Raw genomic sequence first — 20,664 nt, 5'->3', positions numbered from 1 at the left:
GCGCAATGCTTGCGCCCAAAAGAGGGCGCAAGCATTGCGCCCCTACACATACCTTTGAACGTTTGGAGGATTTATATTTTGCGATCGCCTAACACCGAAGAATCTTAGTCCCTTTAGGGTCAGAGATTGCCGAGGTTGTAACCGGCAATTGAGCAGGCAAGACAAGTTAAACTAGATTGTAGGCAAAATCTATGTTTAAGCTGGAGCAATGGCAAAGCCGAAGTCGATTCCTCAATGGCAACAATTTCTGGTGCGGTGGCTTCCCCTGACTGGTATGGGTGGATTAACAGCTATTTTGATTAGCAATCAAAAATTTTTTAGCGCGATCGCCTCTGCATTTTTCACCGGACTCATGGTCCTGTGGAGTTCTTTTAGCACAGGTTTCATGGCAGACGCCGAACAAGAAACCAACAAGCTAGGAGGCAAGTCATCCCAGTGGTTTTTTCAGCTTCTTTATCGCTTGGGCAGCATCGTCAAAGAATGGGCGATTCAATGTTGGTGGACAGTTTCGTTCAATTTCACGGGGAAGTATTACAAACGGCTGGATTTTTTGTGCCGTGAGTTTGAAACCAAGGGGATGACCCTGGATAAGGTGCTCTCCTTAAAAAACATTTTTGTGACTGTGCATTTGTCGCCCAAGAATTTGGTACAGGTGTCGCCCAATTTATTAAAAAAATTTGAAGGGGAAGATTCATCACAACAGCTAGAGAATCGGGAAATTGGGCATTATCTAGCGTTGATGCAGAAATACCCAGAGTTTCGGCGGTTGGCGATTTTGGGTGCGCCTGGATCAGGAAAGACGACGTTAATGCGCTATTTGGCATTGATGTATGCGTCACGCCAGCCGCGCCGGTTACATCCGAAAGCGCCGCAATGGTTGCCGGTATTGTTATATTTGCGTGATATTGAACAGAAAATCTTGAAAAAGCCAGAGATACCACTGGCGGAATTGTTGACAGAGTGGGTGCAGGAATTGCAACGAGTGAATCCCCTGAATCTGCCAGAGAATTGGTTTAACCGGCAGTTGTCTGAGGGAAAATGTTTGGTCTTGTTAGATGGGTTGGATGAGGTTGCCAATACTACCCATCGGCAGGCGGTGAGTCGGTGGGTAGATCAGCAGATGTATGAGTATCCAGATACGCCGTTTATCTTGACTTCCCGACGGCTGGGTTATGAGGAAGGAAGCACAACTCAAGTCAGCGGTGCAGGTGTTGGAAGTGGAACCGCTCAATTTCAAGCAAATCCAGCAGTTTGTTAGCAACTGGTATCGGGAGGTGGAATGCATTCGTCGGGGAGGTCAGAATGACTTAGGAACAAAAGATGCGGCTTACCGGAATACCGAGGATTTGTTAAATCAAGTTAAAGAACGCCAGGCGTTAAGGGATTTAGCATCGAATCCGTTGCTGTTAACACTTATCGTAACGGCCCACCAACAAAACCAAAGTATTCCCCTCAAACGAGTAGAACTGTATCAAACGATTTGTGAAGTGATGCTGGGTAAGCGTCAGGAAGCAAAGGGGATAAGGAGTCAGCTTTCGATTCAGGAGAAGCTCTGTGTCTTGCAGCCATTGGCTTTGGAGTTGATGCAGCGACAAACCCGCCAGTTTCAGCTTTCGGAAGTTGAAACCTTGTTTACAGCGCATTTAGCAAAGTTACCCAATCCACCGGAAACGGTGGATTTTTTGAAGCAGTTGCAGGCAGTGGATGCCCTCATCGCGAAGGAGCGAGAAGGGGATTATGAGTTTGCCCACCTGAGTTTCCAGGAATATTTAGCAGCGGTGGAGGTCAAGGAAACACAGCAAGAAGAGATTTTTCTCAAGGTATTGCAGGATCCTAATCAGCTCTCCTGGTGGGCTGAAACGATGCGACTTTATGCAGCACAGACCGATGCCACTCAGTTGGTCGAGGCGATCGTGCAAGAGTCAAAAACTTTGCAACAACCCGATTTTAAGAAGTTATTCTTAGCCTGGGATTTTTGCAATCAAGGACGGGTACGTCCAATCGCGAAGCAAGGGCTATCTACTTACACTAATGAACCGCTGAAAGTGTTAGATGCTAAAGATTATGAGTATGCAGTCAGTAAGCAGCCTTGCTATTTTAAACTTGCGTATTTTTTGCAAACAAGGCAGTGGAAAGAAGCAGACACAGAAATATTTCCTGTTATCAGGCGAACTCTTAGCATCTTTTTGTCGTCAGATATAAAACATCTCCCTTATTCTGATTTACGGATTATTGATCAGCTTTGGCTTAAATACAGCAATGGTCATTTTGGTTTAAGTTTACAGAAACAAATTTGGATGGAGGTTGGGGGTAAACTAGATTATGCAGAAGACTTCAATGCGGCATACGAATCTTACATCAAGTTGAGTGAGCAACTGGAATGGCGAAAAGACGGAAAATGGGTACATTATAATGACCTAGTGTGGGATCTTTCATTAGCTCCAAAAGCACACCTCCCTCATTGTGGTGCTGTGAGGTTTAGCAGAACCAGGACAGGTCCATTGATAGGATTGGGGGCATTCTTGCTCTCTCGTCCGGACTTGTAGACTCTAGCAGATAAAGGCTCTATCAATCTATAAAAATTTGATTTTGCATTGCCTGTCCAGATTTTTTTATTGGTCCGGCCTTTCTTGATCTGGTCCTATTACCTCAATAAACTAGAGGTGCAATCGTTTATTATCCAATATGCAACTCCCCAATGCTCAAGCTGCATTTATCGATCTGGATAAACTGCGAAACTATAGTCTCAACAGCGAACATCATCGCGGCAAACACAAAGCCCGCTTATTTGCGTCAATCTTAGGATTAACCTGTGACGATGCGGAAGAATTACAATACCTCTTAGCTGAAGCTGCCCAAAACTATGATGCGGTACCCACGGAGAACGATCAATATGGACAACGCTACTGTATTGATTTTGCAGTCACGCGCTTAGGTCAAACTGCCACCATTCGCAGCAATTGGAGCGTCCGTATCTCGGAAACATTTCCTCGCTTAACCAGTTGTTATATCATCAAAACAAAACCATGACTCTAACTCTCGAAACTTTCAAAATTTGTGATGTGATTGCTCTTTTAGAAGCCATACCTGAACATCACTTAATTCCCGGTCAAGTGGGAACCATTGTAGAAGAACTTGCCCCCAATGTTTATGAAGTAGAGTTTATTGATGATGAAGGGCAAACCTATGCGATGCTACCCCTCCATGCTCATCAAATCCTGCGGCTTCACTATTCTCCGACTCAGCAATAAGTAAAATATTCAGGAGATAGGTTCGGTCAGTTTTGACCCATGCAGAATAGAGTAATGAGAACTGGAAAAATGACGAGTGGTTTAAAGAATCCTAGCAGTTACTACTTAGAACTTATGACAGCCTTTCCCCCTCGCCCTATTACCAATGAGCTTGAATACCAAGCTACGCAAACCCAGATTAACAAAATTTTAGATAAGCCAGAATTAAACGCTGACGATCGCGCCTATCTGAAAATACTGGGTTTGACCATCTATGACTATGAAGAACAAACCGAATCGTTTTGAGGGTTTAATGGATTAGGTGAACTTTGTCCGGAATTATATTCCAAAACTGCTACCCAAATAAGTGGCAGGAAAGGGAGAAAACCCGGAGATTGAGAGTCGGTTTACTTGTGATAAAAAATGAGGGGTATTTATTCTACTTAATCTTAACCGTCAAACGCTTGACCTCATCGGCCATTTTTTCCGGTTCCCCCGAGAGGGGAAATAATAAAATATTATCCACTTTGGGATTCCTGACTAATTCTTCTAAGCGATTAAATTGTCGTTCAGTAATGGAAATGCCATCATAAGCCTCCACATAAGGGAGTTCTTCCGCGAAATTTTCTTCAGCATAGACTTGAATAAACACGCGATCGACTCCCCAGTTTTCCCAATCTGCTGCAAAGTAGCGTTTGGCCCAATAGGGGTTATGATGACAAATATCAAAACTCACTGATGGATTGGCGGCTTTTGTGGCTGAAATCGCTTTCTGGACAAAGTTGGTTAATTCCAGGGTGCGATCGACTTGTCCCGGTAACTCGGCATGATACCCCAAATAATCATCCCATTGCACCGCATCAATTTGGGGATATTTTGTGACAAATTCGACTAAAATATTGGTGAAAAATTCCGCAACTTCTGGAATGCCAACATTCAAAACATAATGGTCAACGCCGGGATGAGTGCGGTCCACTCCTGGAACAATCCATCCCCGCTGAACTGCTAAATCGAATGCTGGACTATTTTCATCAATTTTAATCCCTTTCTCAAAATAAGCATGGACTTCCATGCCATGTTTATGCGCTTCGTCAATTAACCAATCCAGCCATTTATCCTCAAACTCATTGGGACAACTTTCATAGCCAAATTTTGCCTGCATGACTTTACTTTTGTACATGGTGCAAGCATTTCCCCAGACGCCATGAATGAGGGTATTAATCCCGCGATCGCGATAATACCGGACCCTCGCTCTAATCATTTCTTCTGTCGCATTATTGGTAATTTGATAGCGACTAAAATAAATCCCTCGAATCGCTTTTTTTTCCCAAATACTTTGAGGCGTGGAGGGGGTTATGGGATTTTCTGGTAAATTGCCTCGGGGTTTAATTTCAGCCGTTGGCGTGGGTGGAGATGGATTAGAAATTGGCACGGAGGGTAACTGAGGTTGTTGTGGGGTGGGTTCCGGAGTAGGGGTGGCCTCGGGCACATTCTGACTTACTTCTTCCGCATCTGCTGAATCAGACGCATTCAGAAAGGGGATTTTTTGCTGTAAATCTTCGGGGATAAATCGACTAATTTCTCCGGAAATATTTTCTCTGACATCCTTGGGTATGAATCGGGCGATCAAATGTTCGCGCTGAGTGAATAAAACATAACCCCCACCTAAAATCAGGAGGATTACTGAAAACGGAATGCTGGCACATCCACATCCACTGGGTTCTTTCTTTTGGCGGGGCATAATCTATTAACGAGTTAGGTCAGAGTTAATCGATTGAGTTTTAAAAGGTTTGATTGTATCAATGTGGGTGATGATTCAGGAGAGATTTGACTCAATTTTTGAATGACTCCTGTAGTTTTAATAATAAGAGGCCGATCGCTACTTTGTCAAGACAGACCCTTATTCCAAATCCAGGTATGAAAAGTCATTTTCATCGAGTAGCCCGCGCAGGCGGGCTATAGCCCAAGGGGCATGGCTTCGCTAACGTCCGTATAGCCCCACCATGCACGGGTGCGGGTTTTTGCTCCAAATTAGGCAAATCACCCAACCCCGTAAATCTACTCATTTGCCCACAAAAAAAACCCTATCGAGGCCTAATTGATGAGAATTAAATCCTCGATTTAGGGTAAATTCTGGATAATAATTTACCTTAAACTCCGGGCATGACTGGCATAGATTCTGGTTTCAACAAATCCGTTAACATTTCGGTTGGGGGCTGCTGATAAGGCCATGCAAAGGCATGACGAAATGCCGCTTCTTGACAGGCTTGCATCTGGCGAAAATCAATAATATCCTGAGTTAATAGACTTTCGTACTCAAAGGGTAAGCGCATATCATGTAATCCGGCATTATCCGTACAAATCGCGATATCAACCCCGGCATCAAAGCAGCGGTCAAAGATGATTTTGAGGTCTTGGATATCCTGGAGGGTTCCGGTTTTAAAATAGGTGGTGGGACAGACTTCTAAACATTGTCCGCGACGGGCGACTTCCGGTAATAATTCCGGATGTTTTAAGGGAATTTGAATCCCATGTCCGATTCGCATTAAGTAGGGGAGGAGTTCCGGATGGCATCCGTCGGGGGTTTCGTAGAGGTGGCCGGTGGTATTTATACCCAGGTTACGGGCATAGGCGTAGAGTTTGACAAATTCATCGAGGCGATCGCCATAATGATTGTCCCCTCCCGCTACATCGATCGCACAGACATACTGAGGCATCTGACTCGCCAAGTCCACGATCGCCCGATTCACCTCATCCGGCAGTCGCGAATGCATACAGAGAATTTGGCGCGTGACAATGGGATATTCCGGCAATTGCGATGCCTTGCCGACAACTTCCACAATCTCTGCCATGCGATCGATCCGCTGAGATTGACTCAAATCATGGGGAGTCCGCAGGTAAGGGGTATAACGCAGTTCTAAATAGGCCAGATTCTCAAAAATATAGGCCCCTCGAATCAACCGATAGATAAAATACGGGAGAGTTTCGACGCTTTGGACATTTTCAACCAGGGTGTGGAGTTCTAAATACTCATCGAGAGTATCCCGAGGTTTGGTGTAAAACTCTTCAAACCCTGAATATTCGGGAAAGCGCAGCGCCAGTTCGCGATCGTGGCGCTGAAAGTATCGCCACAGGACCCGAGGCACCACCGAACCTCCTAGATGTCGGTGCAGTTCAGCATATAAAGCCACAGCAGCTTCTCCTCTTGTGGATGGGTGAGGGGTCAATGAGTTCGGAGAGCTAATTAGATCTAGACTATCTAAAAGATGCACTCCGAGTCAAGCCCATTAGGTTATATTTTAGTGTGATTTTTTGAAAATGGAAATTTAACAAAAATTAATTTGACAAGTGGTACGGGATCTGGAGATAATTGTCGATTGTGTAAACTTTAGCGAAAAAGACCCTTGGCTAACGTCGTTGTAATCGGTGCCCAGTGGGGCGATGAAGGAAAAGGCAAAGTTACCGATCTGTTGAGCAAATCGGCAGATGTTGTAGTCCGTTACCAAGGGGGGGTCAACGCCGGTCACACGGTAGTAGTCAAGGACCAAACCTTCAAACTGCACCTGATTCCCTCTGGTATCCTTTATCCAGAAACCGAATGTATCATTGGTTCGGGAACGGTAATCGATCCAAAAACTTTAATTGAAGAACTCGATCGCCTCGAAGCGCTCAATATTTCTACCCAGAACCTAATGATTTCCCAGACGGCTCATGTGACGATGCCGTACCATCGCCTCATCGATCAGGCATCGGAGGAGCGTCGGGGGAACCACAAAATAGGCACAACCGGGCGCGGAATTGGCCCAACTTATGCCGATAAATCCGAACGGATTGGGATTCGCATTTTAGATTTAATCGACCCCGAGGGGCTCCGCAAGCAACTCAACTGGACGATTAACTATAAAAACGTGATTTTGGAGAAATTGTACGATCTGCCTCCCCTTGACCCAGAGGCGGTGATTGACGAGTACGAGCAATACGCTCAACGTCTGCGTCCTCATGTCGTGGATGCCTCCCTGAAAATTTATGACGCGGTTCAAGAAAAGCGCAATATCTTATTTGAAGGGGCGCAAGGGACCCTGCTGGACCTGGATCATGGGACTTACCCTTATGTCACCTCGTCCAACCCGGTGGCGGGTGGGGCCTGTGTGGGAGCCGGAGTCGGTCCGACGATGATCGATCGCGTCATTGGTGTAGCGAAAGCTTATACCACCCGGGTGGGTGAAGGGCCTTTCCCCACGGAAATGACTGAGGGAATCGGCGATGTTCTGTGCGATCGCGGAGCAGAATTCGGGACCACCACGGGCCGAAAACGGCGCTGTGGCTGGTTTGATGCTGTCATCGGTCGCTATGCAGTCCGCATTAACGGCATTGACTGTCTCGCCATTACCAAACTCGACGTCTTAGACGAACTCGACGAAATTAAAGTCTGCGTTGCCTACGAAATTGATGGCACTCGCTGCGATAATTTCCCCAGCAGTTCCCGTCTGTTTGCGCGGTGTAAACCCATTTATGAAACCCTTCCCGGTTGGCAGCAATCCACCATGAACTGTCGCACCTTGGAAGACTTACCCAAGCAAGCCCTAGACTACCTCAAATATCTAGCCGAATTGATGGCAGTCCCGATCGCCGTGGTCTCCATTGGGGCCAGTCGTGACCAAACCATCATCGTTGAAGACCCCATCCACGGACCCAAACGCGGTCTTTTAGATGCCAACGGCACTCCCGTCTAAGCTCAGGTTTGACATCCTGAATGGGGAGATTTAAAATACAGAAAAAGGGGGGACTGTCCCCCTTTTTCTGTTAGGGGCAGTTCTCCAGATTATAATTCCTGGGGGATTAACACCACCCTTTCCCCCGAGTAACATGGGTTTCATGTCTTGATCGTTTCCATCTATTGACAATATTTTTTAAAGTTCAAAGGTACATCATAAAAATGGCAAATCAAGGATGGGAAACTGATGAAGATAGAATGATTCAGAAATTGACCGTTCACAAAAAATTGATTACTTGGGTGATCCAACAATTAGAAAAAGAAAATATTCCCTGCCAAAGAACAACGGGAAACGACCCAAATGGCGATATTTTGGTGATTAATCCAGAGCAGACTCCCAGAGTTAAAGAAATAATTCGGGGGATTAACAGACAATTTAATGGATAGAGCGATGCCCTACATCGAAATCAAGACTAAAAAAACTATTTATCCAGGAGAAGCGCAGAAAATTATTAATAAAGGGACAATCATCGCAGTGTTGACAACTGGACGTATTTCACCTAATGCCAAAAAATTATTGGATAAAGCACAGATAGCTTGGGCTGAAAATGTTCCCGAAAGCGAGTTTATGGAATCCACATCTCAGGAGGAAAGCTAATGTTAGATATCAGCTTTTACACAGAAGGGCAAGAACCCCATACGATAGAGATGACAGAAGATTTTTTCGAGTGGTTGGCTCATACGAACTTTTCCAGGATAGGTAAATCTCAACCGACTCTGATTAACATAGAAGAAGAGAAAGAAGAACTGCTTTTGATTAAACTCGATCCAGAAAATCGCCAGCTTCTCAAGTATTTTCTGCGGGATGCGATTATCCTAGAAAGTGAAAAAATTATTGAAAACCTGGGAGATGCTCCGTCCCAAGAGGAGTATCAAAAACTGACCTATCCCCTGAAAAAGCTGCATGAATTACGCCGCTGTGTGGAAAACGAAACCTACCAATATCTCCAACGGGCTTGAATATCTGTACCCGCTGTTGATAGAATAGGAGGTTGCAGCGTTTTTCCCGGACCCTCGGGTGAAACCGTGAACAACGTCCGATCCATCATTAATCGCTAACCCCTAACGAGTAACACCTAAAATGACAGTCATCGTTGAATGCCAAAAACGCCACGAAGGAAGCAAACCCAAGGCCCTGCGACGGGAAGGATTGATTCCGGCGTCCCTGTATGGTCATCAAGGCAACGAATCCATTAGCCTGACGATTCCCGCCAAAGTCGCGGAGAAATTGCTCAAAGAAGCCTCAGTCAACAATACCTTGGTGGACCTCAATATCCCCGATCTTTCATGGAAGGGCAAAACTATCCTCAGAGAAGTTCAGACTCATCCTTGGAAATCAACCTCGATTTACCACATCAGCTTTTTTGCCGTGTCCGCAGGAACCAGCTTGGATTTGGTTGTGCCCCTCCATTTGGTGGGAGAACCTTATGGTGTCACCCAGGAAGGGGGCGTCTTAGATGTGGTGATGACGGAACTCCCGATCCAATGCACCCGGGACAATATCCCGGATTCCATTGAAATTGACATTAGCCACCTCAAACTGGGCGATGCCTTGCACGTGAAAGAACTCACCTTATCGGAAGGGGTAACCGCTCATGTGGAAGGCGAGCGCATCGTCTTGACGATTCTCCAGTCCAGAGCTACCGAGAAATCCACCAGCGGAGAGGATGCTGAGGATGCTGGGGAAGAAGTCACTGTCTAGTTCGATTCTAGCCTGTGATCCTCGGCCCGTCCCTGGGACTACAAATTCCTGTCCAAAGTTAACGGTTTTATCCGTGGCGGCAGGGATACCCAGGGCGATCGCATCCTTTCTCGGGGTTCTGACAATCCAACCTCTGATTTTATAGAAGGAAAAAGGCAGGCAGGTTACTCCCTGTTGCCTTTTTCCTTTTTGCTTTGTATCGTAGGGTTTAAGCCAACATTTATTTTCCCTGAGCGTCGTAAAAACTAACAAATTCATGAGCAATTATCACGTTTATGGCATCGGCAATGCTTTGGTGGATATGGAATATGAAATATCCCCCGAACTCATGGCGCAGATGCAAATCGATAAAGGAGTGATGACCTTAATCGAGGAAGATCGCCATCATTCTCTTCTGGAACAATTCAGCGATCGCCCTTGTAAAAAAAGCTGTGGGGGTTCTGCCGCTAATACCATTATCGCGGTCAGTCAATTCGGGGGCAAAGGCTTTTATTCCTGTAAAGTTGCCCATGATGAAACCGGCACGTTCTATCTGGAAGACCTCCTCCGCAACGGCGTAGAGACGAATTTACAACATCAAACTCGACCGGAAGGGGTAACCGGAAAATGTCTGGTGTTCGTTACCCCGGATGCCGATCGCACCATGAATACTTATTTAGGCATTACCGGCAGTTTCGGCACAACGGAACTGGTTCCCGACGCCATTGCTGCATCAGAATATCTCTACATCGAAGGCTATCTCGTCAGTTCCCCCACGGGACAAACTGCTGCCATTAAAGCCCGAGAAATCGCCAGTCAATCCGGAGTGAAAACGGCCTTGTCTCTCTCGGATATCAATATGGTGAAATTCTTTAAACAGGGTTTGGTGGATATCATTGGACCCGGACTGGATTTTATCTTTGCCAACGAAAGTGAAGCCTTGGCAATGGCTGAAACGGATACCGTTGATGGGGCAGTTGCCCATTTAAAAACCCTTGCTAAACGTTTTGCGATTACTTTGGGTGCGAAAGGGTCGATTATTTTTGATGGGAAAAAACTTATTGAAATTCCGGCGATTTCCGTGCAGGCGATCGATACCGTGGGCGCGGGAGATATGTATGCCGGAGCCTTTTTGTATGGGATGACTCATGGCATGAGTGATGCGGAAGCGGGAGAATTAGCAGCTAAAGCAGCAGGGCGGATTGTTACCACCTACGGACCTCGGTTATCGAAAGAAGAGACGCGATCGCTTTTAGAAGGATAATCGCAAAAGCAGGAAGGATGAACCCGGATAATTTATCCTTCCGCTTTCTTGAAGCAGAATAGCGCACAATGGAGGACAACATGAGTCAGGCAAGACTTCCCCAGGCGATCGCCCAAATGATGCAGGGGGACTTTTATCCCCATCCGGTGCAAGAACCCGTCACCTTGATGCAAACCCACGCCTCATTTCTGCTACTGACGGGAGACTATGTTTATAAAATCAAAAAATCGGTTAATTTTGGCTTTTTAGATTATTCCACCCTGGAAAAACGCCATCATTTCTGCTCAGAAGAGTTGCGCTTAAACCGCCAGATTGCCCCCCAGATGTATCTGGAAGTCGTGGCGGTTACTAAAACCGAGAGTGGCTTGGAACTGAATGGCGAGGGTGAACCGATTGAATATGCGTTGAAAATGCGGCAGTTTCCTCAAGAAGCCTTATTAATTCATCAATTTGAACAGGGTCAACTCACCCAAGAGCAGATGGAACAATTAGGCCAAGTTGTGGCTGAGTTTCATGGGCAAACCCCGACGAGTGATTATATTAAAAGTTTTGGAACAGTGGCTAAAATCCGGGAGGCGATCGATAATAATTACAAACAATCTCAACCCTATATCGATGGACCCCAAACCCGCCAGCAATTTGAGGAAACCAAAGCTTACAGTGATGGCTTTTTTGCTGAACGGGCTTTTCAGTTTGAGCAGCGAATGCAAACGGATAAAATTCGCGAATGTCACGGGGATTTACATTTAAAAAATATTGCCCTGTGGGATAATCAAATTCTGCTATTCGATCGCATTGAATTTAATGAAGCCTTTCGGTTTGTGGATGTCATGTATGATATTGGCTTTGCCGTTATGGATATGGAAGCGCGGGGGCGGCAGGACCTCGCCAACGGGTTTTTAAATACTTATTTGGAACAAACCGGCGACTGGCAAGGGTTGCAAGTGCTACGTTTATACTTAAGTCGGCAAGCCTATGTCCGCGCTAAAGTGACCTCGTTGATGCTGGACGATGCTAACATTCCCGAGGATGAGAAGGAAGAATCATGGCGAATTGCAGCCCATTATTATCAATTAGCATGGCAGTACACCCAAACGAAGCCAGGGCGATTGATTTTAATGTCGGGTTTATCCGGTTCAGGAAAAAGTACGATCGCCCGACAGTTAGCGAGGGCGACTGGGGCAATTCAGATTCGCTCTGATGCCGTAAGAAAGCATTTGGCGGGGATTTCCTTGCAATCTAAAGGGAGTGATGAAATATACAGCCCGGAAATGACCGCCCAGACTTATGGGCGATTGTTAGAATTAGGGATAATGGCAGCAAGTGAGGGATGGACGGTGATTTTGGATGCGAAATATGACCGGCAAGGGTTGCGGGAAGAGGCGATCGCAGCCGCTAGAAACTCCGGATTGCCCTTGCATATTCTGCATTGTACCGCCCCGATCGCCATCTTGTGCGATCGGCTCAATCACCGCCAAGGAGATATTGCCGATGCCACTGCCGATCTCCTCGACAGCCAGCAACAAACTGCCGAACCCTTTTGTGAGAATGAACGGGCATACGTTACATCCCTCGACACTACTGCCGATATCGAGGCCCTATTAAAGCCACTTATCGCCCAAATCAATCCCTAATTTTGCCCATTTTTTACCTCTCACTATTTGGAGCAATGATATGGCAAATTCCCAGGACAAAAAAGTAACATCAACGGTTAAAAAACGTCCCAAATCACCCAAAGAAAAAGGGATTTCTTTTGGGGTTAAAATGTGGATATTTTTCATGATTATGTTTGGCTTTTTGGGGTATTCAACCATAGTGAGTATTTTTTTTGGGGTAGTTGGAGGGGTAGCAGCAGGACTCATCTATGCTTGGTGGCATATTACAGATATCCCCGAGCAAACCCCGTCCTCTGATGCCCAAAAAACCTTGGCTTATGTGACTGAGCAACGCTCTAAGATTAAATAAAATCCAGATTTTAAAAGATAAAAAATCTCAAATATTTTCTAGGATATTTTAGCAGTCCAGGGTTGACCTAGGCGATCGGTCCAGAATTGGTATTTTTAAGCTCTACTATAGTGGCATTTTATACCAAATCTGGTTGTCAAAAATCTGTTTTTTCAATGAGACGGTACTAGGCAGGCTATCGTCCTAGCAGCGAGGATTATGCTAACTTTTTGTGATACAATCGTTAGATCGAATATTTTTTTACCGTTTATTGATTTCAAGGGTAACTCATAAAATTTACGAAAAACGTTGTTTAGATAACCGTTTATTCTGCAAAAGTTTGTTAAACTTTGATAACACTCTTAAGGAGGTTAAATTGTGGATTTTCTTTCCGATACTCTAGTGTTATCACGGATGCAATTTGCGCTGACAGCGATTTTTCATATGTTGTGGCCGGTTCTGACTACCGGGATGTCAATTTATCTCGTGATTGTCGAGGGAATTTGGCTAAAAACGCGCAATAAAGACTACTATTACCATGCCCGATTTTGGTCTAAATTATTTGTTCTAAATTTTGGCATTGGGGTGGCATCGGGGATTCCGATGGGATTTCAGTTCGGCACAAACTGGGGTCCATTTTCTGAAGCAGTGGGCAACTTTTTTGGCAGCGTCATTGGGTTTGAAGCCTCCTGGGCGTTTATGCTAGAAGCGGCCTTTTTAGGAATTATGGTGTTTGGTTGGGAACGGGTGAATTCAGTGATTCACTATTTGTCTACGATTTTAGTGGCAGTCGGGTCCAATTTATCCACCTTTTGGATCTTAACTGCTAACTCCTGGATGCAAACCCCTGCCGGAGGAGAATTAGTGGATGGAAAATTCATCGTGCGAGATTATTTTGAAGCAATCACAAATCCCTTCATGGTGAACAGTGTGCTTCATATGTTTTTTGCCACCTTGGAAACCTCGCTATTTGTGATTGGAGGAATTAGTGCTTGGTACATTCTGAAAAACCGCAATCAGGAATTTTTTAGCAAGTCGTTTAAAATTGTCCTAGCAGCAGCCATTGCCGTGGCCCCGTTACAACTCTATATCGGCCATTTAAGCGGTGAACAAGTCTATCACTATCAACCGGCCAAATTAGCCGCAATGGAAGCGCAATGGGAAACCATTCCTGCGGGACAAGGGGGAGATTGGAGTTTAGTGGCATTCCCCAATGAAAAAGCCCAGAAAAATGATTGGGAAATTACCGTTCCCAATGCCTTGGGATACATTCTGGAATTTAAAAAAGAACTCACCCTTCCTGTCAAAGGACTGAACGAATGGCAACCGGAGGACCGACCCCATTTAGTTGGGTTAATCTATTATGCCTTTCGGACCATGATTGCCATCGGGTTCTTTTTAGCCGGGTTAATGCTCATTTCCACCCTGCAATGGATGCGTGGGAAACTTTCTCCAGAAAATATTAGCCAACAACGGTGGTTAATGGGAGGCTGGATTTTTGCAGCACCCTTGGGATATATTGCCATTGAATCTGGGTGGATTGTGCGCTGTGTGGGGCGGCAACCCTGGACGTTATATGGACAAATCCGCACGGTTGATTCGGTTTCTAATTTACCGGCGAGTAATGTGTTAACCTCATTAACTGGATTTGCGATCGTCTACAGCATTTTATTCTTCTGTGTTCTCTATTTTGGCAGCCGGATTATTCGTCGCGGACCCCGGTTTGACCTACCCATTCCTGGGTTAGAACCACAACCGGCTTTAGAAACCCAACCGGGAGAATTTATCCCCGATGAACGACCTGTAGAAGCAAAACAATAGGAGCGATCGTGGAGACACTCAGTTATTTTTTACCCCTGGTTTGGTTTGGAATATTAGCCCTATTCCTGTTTCTTTACGTCATGCTGGATGGGTTCGACCTCGGCGTAGGAATTTTATCTCTGACGGCTTCATCGGAAGACAGACGCGGAATTCTGATGACGAGCTTGAGCAATATTTGGGATGCCAATGAAACTTGGCTAATTTTGATGGGAGGGGGTTTATTTGGGGGATTTCCTGTAGCCTATGCCACCATCCTCAGCGCCCTTTATATCCCAATTTTCATCATGTTATTTGGGTTTATTTTTCGAGGGGTGGCTTTTGAGTTTCGAGAGCAATCTAACCGAAAAGTTGTGTGGAATTTGGCCTTTGGGGGTGGGAGTTTCATGGCGGCCCTCGGTCAAGGATTTGCCTTGGGTGCTGTCCTGAAAGGTATTGAAGTCGATAGCAAAGGGCATTTTATTGGCACGACTTGGGACTGGTTGAGTTGGCAATCGGTTTTAGTAGCTTTAACCTTAATTCAAGGCTATGTGCTGATTGGCTCAACTTATCTGGTTTGGAAAACCACTGGAGAACTCCAAGAAACCCACTATAAAACGGCAAAATTGGCATCGATTACGACATTAGTCGGCGCAATTTTGATTACCATCGTCACCCCCATCTTTTATGAACAAGCCCGAACGCGCTTATTTGATGGACCCCAATTTTATGTGTTTGCCCTGATTCCTTTACTGGGGGCGCTGTTAATTTGGCTATTGCTCAGAAGCTTGGACCGCAAACAGGAAAGAATGCCGTTTGTTTGGACGATTCTGCTGTTTGTGCTAACGTTTTTAGGCTTGGCCCTCGTGGTGTTTCCCTATATCATTCCTTCCAAAATCACCATCTATGAAGCCGCAGCGGACCCGAGTTCGTTAGTGATTATGATTGTGATGATTGGGGCACTGATTCCGGTGATGTTGTTCTACAACCTCTATCAATATGTGGTTTTTCGAGGCAAAGTCACTGGGGGACATTCTGAATAGAACAACCCGCATCAAGGGTTCGGCTACACCGGATGAAGCCCCCGAGTCAGTGTCAAAAGAAAACCGGACTTTTTGCTGACATCACCCAGAAACCGGGTTTCTGTCCAAATCTGTGAAACGGCGGCAAAAACTCTGGTAGAAACCCGGTTTCTAAACCCCACCCCAGACTCCAGAAACCGGGTTTCTGTCCAAATCTGTGAAACGGCGGCAAAAACTCTGGTAGAAACCCGGTTTCTAAACCCCACCCCAGACTCCAGAAACCGGGTTTCTGTCCAAATCTGTGAAACGGCGGCAAAAACTCTGGGAGAAACCCGGTTTCTAAACCCCACCCCAGACTCCAGAAACCGGGTTTCTGTCCAAACTTGTGAAACGGCGGCAAAAACTGCGGTAGAAACCCGGTTTCTAAACCCCACCCCAGACTCCAGAAACCGGGTTTCTGTCCAAATCTGTGAAACGGCGGCAAAAACTGCGGTAGAAACCCGGTTTCTAACCTTTTGCAGAGTGCGAAAGCATCATAGTTTCTGCTGTCTAAAAAGGCAGAGAAAATAAGACGGGAAATTACAGTCTAGCTAAGGCTAATTCGGGCATCAGTCGGGCTAAAACTTGTTTGAGGACCATTGCAGTCCAGTCGATATCGGCTGCGGTTGTGTGTCGTCCTAGGGTGAGGCGTAGGGCAGCCGTGGCTTCGGTGGGACTGTATCCCATTGCTACTAGGACGGGACTGGGGTTGAGTTTCCCGCTACTACAGGCGGATCCGGAACTGATGGCGATTCCGGCGAGGTTCATTTGACGGACGATCGCCCTGCCGGTGATGGGGTGACTGCCTCGACGATGAGCATCCTCCCCCAGGCAGAAACTGACATGGTGGGGTAAGCGGTGCAGCCGATCGCCCGTGGGGATGAGTTCCGGGGTATCCGCTAATAAGTCGAAGAGGCGATCGCGCAATTGGATTAATCTTGGGGTCTCCGTTGCCATTTCTTCCCTCGCTAATTCTGCTGCCACCCCAAATCCGGCGATCGCCGGGACCGCCTGAGTCCCCGATCGCCGATTTGATTCTTGTCCCCCTCCCGTCAGCAACGGCACCAGTTCCAACCCGTCGCGGACATACAGCGCCCCCGCCCCTTGAGGGCCATAAATCTTATGACTGGATAAGGAGAGCAGATCCACCGGCAATGCTTGCACATTCACCGGCAAACGCCCGACAACCTGCACCCCATCCACATGAAACAACACCCCAGCAGCGCGAGCGATCGCCCCCAATTCTTCAATCGGTTGCACCGTTCCCACTTCACTCTGTCCATAAATCACCGACACCAACACCGTGTTCGATCGCAGAGCAGATTTCAGGTCCTCGGGATTCACTCTTCCTAAGCGATCGACCGGCAACCGAGTCACCTGCCATCCCCACTGCTCTAACAACTCTACGGTTTTGCTGACTGCCGAATGTTCCACCTCGGAAATAATCAGATGTTGCGGGGTCTGATACTGACGAGTCACGCCGACGATCGCCAGATTATCCGCTTCCGTGCCTCCAGCGGTAAAAATCAGCGAATCTGCCGGTGCATTGATCAGACTCCCGACCTGCATTCTAGCCTTTTCCACCACCGTTGCAGCTCTTTGCCCCCATTCATGGATGCTCGAAGGATTGCCCCAATTCTGGATGAGGGCATCTTGCATGGCTGCGATCGCCTCGGGTCGAGTCGGTGTAGTTGCGCTGTAATCTAAATAGATCTGCATGAGTTACTGAGCTTGAGGATAAGCCGCTACAGGGCTAATCTCTCGTGAGCCTTCATCCAGCAGCGACAGCGGGAGCGATCGCCTCTTCAGGCGATCGCCCACTAAGCAGTTTATCAATCTTTTCATCGGTGCGATCGAGAATTCACGCTCCATTCCCTCAGCATCCTTAACTCCCTGGCTTGCACACATTGTAATCTTCATGTGACAAAACCGATTCAGGAATCGTGACATTCCCCTCCTCTCGGCAAATCATCCGATAGTTTCGGGTAACCGGGATACTGATAATACAGCGATTGTGACGGAGGCGCTTCCCGCCAAACTCTCGATAATTACGCCGTTCACTGAGTCCCTCGATAATATTCCGGGCTTTGTGAACCACGTAATCGGGTAACTCTCTCAAATCAATCGGGTCATTGTCAAAAGTGGCTTCCCATTCCATTTTTTGCTGTCGTTTTTCCGCCAGCGAACGGACCGCTTGCTCCTGGGCCTCTTGATCTTGGGCGCAACGGTGACAAACTTGACCATAACCCTTGTGACCGCATGGAAAGGTTTTTTTTCTTCTCGGCATAAAACACTGGTGTTGGTTTGTCTGGCCCAAACCTCCAACTTCAACTCGCGATGAGAGCTTATCCTCAACCGATCGCCTCTGGTCCATGCCAACTGTTTCTCGTTGCAGGAACTTCCTCAGTAAGCAATAGATCTGATGTTACCCCCATTCCCGAGCCGAAACCTAATTTCGGCCATATTTCCATGCCATCACCTGACATCCGTTAAGTCAACCTAATCCCTGCCGGTTCAACTGCTGAAGTGAACCCTTAAAAATTTGTTGACATGGATCCTCCCCTCAAAAGGGCAGAATACCCAATCCTGAATGCTATGATGCCGGACAAGGAGGGCGAAGACGATGGACAAATCTTTTTCAATAGATAGATCGCAATTCTACCATGCGTTAGCACTCCCAACTCTCCCCCAAAACTTTTTTCCGACAGTCTTCTATCTCTGTTCCCCCATCTCCCCCATCTCCCCCATCCACCAAGGACAAATGACCAATGACCAAGGACCAATGACCTATCCCCCATCCCCCAATTCTCTTTAGTCGGGTCTTATGCTTCTACTGCCGATCCTACGACTAACTCCAAAAGCTCCGCGATTCTGGGCCCTTCCGTGGTCAGTGCTTGTAGCGATTCTGGGCCTGATGGGAAGCGGGTGCAAAGAAATTAAACCCACATTGCATCGACTCCCTCCCCTACCCCAAGACCCCTTTGTAGAGGTTTATTTTAACCAGAATCCGGTCCTGGATTACCCAGAGCCTTACCGAGGCATCACAAGACCGGGAGATGATTTGGAACAGTTGATTGTGGATACCATCAATAGCGCCTCCTCAACAGTGGAGGTGGCCGTTCAGGAGTTGCAGTTGCCTAAGATTGCTCAGGCGATCGCCCATCAGCATCAATCCGGTGTCAGAGTCCGGGTGATTGTGGAAAACACCTATAACCAAGCCCTGAGTAAGTTGACACCGCAGCAAGTCGCCGGTTTGGATGAACGCGGCAAAGCTCGCTATGAAGAGTGGCGTCACCTGATCGATCGCAACCAGGATGGTTCCCTCAGTCCAGAGGAAATCGCCCAGGGAGATGCTTTAATCATTTTAAAAAATGCCGGAGTGCCTTTAATTGACGATACCGCAGATGGTTCCAAGGGCAGCGGATTGATGCATCATAAATTTGCGATCGCCGATGGTCGCACGGTAATCGTCACTTCGGCCAATTTTACCACCAGTGACATCCACGGAGATTTTCTCTCTGACGCCAGTCGCGGTAATCCCAATAATTTACTCAAAATTGACAGTCCGGAATTGGCCAGTTTATTCCAACAAGAGTTTAACTTAATGTGGGGGGATGGCCCAGGCCGTGAGCCCGATAGTCTCTTTGGAGTCCAAAAACCGTTTCGCCCGAAGCAATCGGTGAATTTGGGGGCCAGTTCTGTGGGGGTACAATTTGCGCCAACGGGGGCTCGCATTCCTTGGGAACAGAGTGTCAATGGGGCGATCGCCAAGACGTTGAATCGCGCCACTCAATCCGTGGACATGGCCCTGTTTGTCTTCTCAAAACAGCAGTTGAGCGATACCCTTTACGCTCGTCATGGCAAGGGGGTGCGGGTCCGTGCACTAATTGATTCCAGTTTTGCCTATCGCAGTTATAGCGAAGGGTTGGACATGATGGGAGTGGCGTTACCCAATCAAAATTGTCAGTATGATCGGGGGAACCAACCTTGGTCTACTCCTCTGGATACGGTAGGCGTTCCCCAGTTACCTCCGGGCGATCGCCTTCATCATAAATTTGGCCTCTTGGACGATCGCATCGTGATCGCCGGGTCTCATAACTGGTCCGCCGCCGCTAATTCTCGCAATGATGAGACTCTCTTGGTCATTGATTCTCCCATCGTCGCGGCCCATTTTAAGCGAGAGTTTGAACGACTTTATAGCACCGCTCGTTTAGGGTTACCCACCCACATTGAGGCCAAAATCCAACAGCAGATTCAGCAATGTGGTTCCCCGAGTCCGGTTCCCGCATTACCTCCATCGGCGCGAATCAATGTGAATCGAGCCACTCAGCAGGAGTTAGAGACATTACCGGGAATTGGTCCGGCTTTAGCGGCTCGAATGATTGCCACCAGGCAAGAACAACCGTTCACGTCTGTGGAGGATTTGCAACGAGTCTCAGGAATTGGTCCGACTCTATCAGAACGCTTGCGCGATCGGGTTACTTTCTAAGGGGTGTGGACCCCACCCTAACCCTCTTACAAGAGTAGGTTTTTTACAGGGTAATTTTTTTCAAGTTTTGGGTTCTCATAGCCCTCCCCTTGGCAAGGGGAGGGTTGGGTGGGGTCCTCTTCACCCTGGATTATAGGAAAGAGATTTAATCCTTTATCTAATCAGGGTTTCATCGCAAATCCGGGTATCAAAAGTGGTGTTTTTGCGAAGTGGGTGGACCCCACCCTAACCCGGACCTTGCCAAGGGGAGGGGACCGTTCGTAAAAAACCTACTCTTGTAAGACCCTAAGGGAACTCCAAAAAATAAAACCTTCAAAAAACCCGCAGGCTCAAGCCTGGGGCTACACGGACAAAGCGGTGCCTGCGCGGGCTAAAAGAGCCTTGTTAGGTGCGATCGCATCAAAGCAAGGATGATTTATTTGTT

General features: G+C 47.0%; 22 protein-coding genes. 17 read left to right on the top strand and 5 right to left on the bottom strand.

The window, feature by feature from the left end:
- Nucleotides 1–208: 208 nt before the first annotated feature.
- The 5 genes from NG833_RS14330 (at nt 209) to NG833_RS14310 (ending at nt 3,536) form a co-directional block, all read left to right on the top strand.
- The gene (locus NG833_RS14330; protein WP_254565970.1) at nt 209–1,258 is read left to right on the top strand and encodes an NACHT domain-containing NTPase; all 1,050 of its coding nucleotides are present in this window, start codon (nt 209–211) and stop codon (nt 1,256–1,258) included.
- Entirely contained in the window at nt 1,173–2,546 is a 1,374-nt protein-coding gene (locus tag NG833_RS14325; protein ID WP_254565969.1) for a GUN4 domain-containing protein, read from the top strand. Before NG833_RS14330 ends, NG833_RS14325 begins: the two co-directional genes overlap by 86 nt.
- Before the next feature lie 139 nt (nt 2,547–2,685).
- Nucleotides 2,686–3,030 (top strand): DUF6883 domain-containing protein, encoded by a 345-nt coding sequence (locus NG833_RS14320; protein ID WP_254565968.1) that lies wholly within the window; start codon nt 2,686–2,688, stop codon nt 3,028–3,030.
- Entirely contained in the window at nt 3,027–3,251 is a 225-nt protein-coding gene (locus tag NG833_RS14315; protein ID WP_254565967.1) for a DUF4926 domain-containing protein, read from the top strand. Before NG833_RS14320 ends, NG833_RS14315 begins: the two co-directional genes overlap by 4 nt.
- Nucleotides 3,252–3,320: 69 nt before the next feature.
- On the top strand, nt 3,321–3,536 hold the full coding sequence (locus NG833_RS14310; protein ID WP_254565966.1) for a transcriptional regulator: 216 nt from the start codon (nt 3,321–3,323) through the stop codon (nt 3,534–3,536).
- Nucleotides 3,537–3,669: 133 nt separating this feature from the next.
- On the opposite strand, the gene NG833_RS14305 is transcribed toward NG833_RS14310, so the two are convergent.
- Nucleotides 3,670–4,971: a family 10 glycosylhydrolase gene (locus NG833_RS14305; protein WP_254565965.1), complete on the bottom strand. Its 1,302-nt coding sequence runs from the start codon at nt 4,969–4,971 to the stop codon at nt 3,670–3,672.
- A gap of 409 nt (nt 4,972–5,380) precedes the next feature.
- Nucleotides 5,381–6,421: an adenosine deaminase gene (locus NG833_RS14300; protein WP_254565964.1), complete on the bottom strand. Its 1,041-nt coding sequence runs from the start codon at nt 6,419–6,421 to the stop codon at nt 5,381–5,383.
- A 213-nt stretch (nt 6,422–6,634) separates the two neighbouring features.
- Between NG833_RS14300 and NG833_RS14295 the strand changes: the two genes are divergently transcribed.
- The 11 genes from NG833_RS14295 (at nt 6,635) to NG833_RS14245 (ending at nt 16,282) form a co-directional block, all read left to right on the top strand.
- Complete coding sequence (locus NG833_RS14295) at nt 6,635–7,963, top strand: adenylosuccinate synthase (protein ID WP_254565963.1); 1,329 nt, start codon at nt 6,635–6,637, stop codon at nt 7,961–7,963.
- A 203-nt stretch (nt 7,964–8,166) separates the two neighbouring features.
- Nucleotides 8,167–8,391, top strand: a complete 225-nt coding sequence (locus NG833_RS14290) for a hypothetical protein (protein WP_254565962.1) — start codon at nt 8,167–8,169, stop codon at nt 8,389–8,391.
- A gap of 4 nt (nt 8,392–8,395) precedes the next feature.
- Nucleotides 8,396–8,602: a hypothetical protein gene (locus tag NG833_RS14285; RefSeq protein ID WP_254565961.1), complete on the top strand. Its 207-nt coding sequence runs from the start codon at nt 8,396–8,398 to the stop codon at nt 8,600–8,602.
- Entirely contained in the window at nt 8,602–8,964 is a 363-nt protein-coding gene (locus NG833_RS14280) for a hypothetical protein (protein ID WP_254565960.1), read from the top strand. The genes NG833_RS14285 and NG833_RS14280 overlap by 1 nt, the downstream gene beginning before the upstream one ends.
- 121 nt (nt 8,965–9,085) lie before the next feature.
- Nucleotides 9,086–9,706, top strand: a complete 621-nt coding sequence (locus NG833_RS14275) for a 50S ribosomal protein L25/general stress protein Ctc (protein WP_254565959.1) — start codon at nt 9,086–9,088, stop codon at nt 9,704–9,706.
- 256 nt (nt 9,707–9,962) lie between these two features.
- The gene (locus NG833_RS14270) at nt 9,963–10,949 is read left to right on the top strand and encodes an adenosine kinase (RefSeq protein WP_254565958.1); all 987 of its coding nucleotides are present in this window, start codon (nt 9,963–9,965) and stop codon (nt 10,947–10,949) included.
- Between the two features lie 80 nt (nt 10,950–11,029).
- On the top strand, nt 11,030–12,583 hold the full coding sequence (locus NG833_RS14265) for a bifunctional aminoglycoside phosphotransferase/ATP-binding protein (RefSeq protein WP_254565957.1): 1,554 nt from the start codon (nt 11,030–11,032) through the stop codon (nt 12,581–12,583).
- A gap of 40 nt (nt 12,584–12,623) precedes the next feature.
- Nucleotides 12,624–12,914, top strand: coding sequence for a hypothetical protein (locus NG833_RS14260; protein ID WP_254565956.1), 291 nt, complete (start codon nt 12,624–12,626; stop codon nt 12,912–12,914).
- A gap of 357 nt (nt 12,915–13,271) precedes the next feature.
- Nucleotides 13,272–14,714 carry a cytochrome ubiquinol oxidase subunit I gene (locus NG833_RS14255; RefSeq protein ID WP_254565955.1) on the top strand — a complete coding sequence of 481 codons (1,443 nt, stop codon included), beginning with the start codon at nt 13,272–13,274 and terminating at the stop codon, nt 14,712–14,714.
- A gap of 8 nt (nt 14,715–14,722) precedes the next feature.
- On the top strand, nt 14,723–15,733 hold the full coding sequence (gene cydB / locus NG833_RS14250) for a cytochrome d ubiquinol oxidase subunit II (protein WP_254565954.1): 1,011 nt from the start codon (nt 14,723–14,725) through the stop codon (nt 15,731–15,733).
- A 72-nt stretch (nt 15,734–15,805) separates the two neighbouring features.
- Nucleotides 15,806–16,282 carry a hypothetical protein gene (locus NG833_RS14245; RefSeq protein ID WP_254565953.1) on the top strand — a complete coding sequence of 159 codons (477 nt, stop codon included), beginning with the start codon at nt 15,806–15,808 and terminating at the stop codon, nt 16,280–16,282.
- Nucleotides 16,283–16,291: 9 nt separating this feature from the next.
- On the opposite strand, the gene NG833_RS14240 is transcribed toward NG833_RS14245, so the two are convergent.
- The 3 genes from NG833_RS14240 to NG833_RS14230 are packed head-to-tail and all read right to left on the bottom strand — an operon-like array spanning nt 16,292 to nt 18,038.
- Nucleotides 16,292–17,470: a cysteine desulfurase family protein gene (locus NG833_RS14240; protein WP_254565952.1), complete on the bottom strand. Its 1,179-nt coding sequence runs from the start codon at nt 17,468–17,470 to the stop codon at nt 16,292–16,294.
- A gap of 3 nt (nt 17,471–17,473) precedes the next feature.
- Nucleotides 17,474–17,623, bottom strand: a complete 150-nt coding sequence (locus NG833_RS14235; protein WP_254565951.1) for a hypothetical protein — start codon at nt 17,621–17,623, stop codon at nt 17,474–17,476.
- 13 nt (nt 17,624–17,636) lie between these two features.
- Nucleotides 17,637–18,038 (bottom strand): hypothetical protein, encoded by a 402-nt coding sequence (locus NG833_RS14230; RefSeq protein ID WP_254565950.1) that lies wholly within the window; start codon nt 18,036–18,038, stop codon nt 17,637–17,639.
- Nucleotides 18,039–18,575: 537 nt separating this feature from the next.
- Between NG833_RS14230 and NG833_RS14225 the strand changes: the two genes are divergently transcribed.
- On the top strand, nt 18,576–20,240 hold the full coding sequence (locus NG833_RS14225; RefSeq protein WP_375293913.1) for a phospholipase D-like domain-containing protein: 1,665 nt from the start codon (nt 18,576–18,578) through the stop codon (nt 20,238–20,240).
- Nucleotides 20,241–20,664 lie beyond the last annotated feature (424 nt).

The organism is Oscillatoria sp. HE19RPO (assembly GCF_024220515.1).
Taxonomy (GTDB): domain Bacteria; phylum Cyanobacteriota; class Cyanobacteriia; order Cyanobacteriales; family Laspinemataceae; genus Laspinema.
Note: the sequence above shows the minus strand (reverse complement) of the source record. Positions and strands in the feature narration are given on the sequence as shown.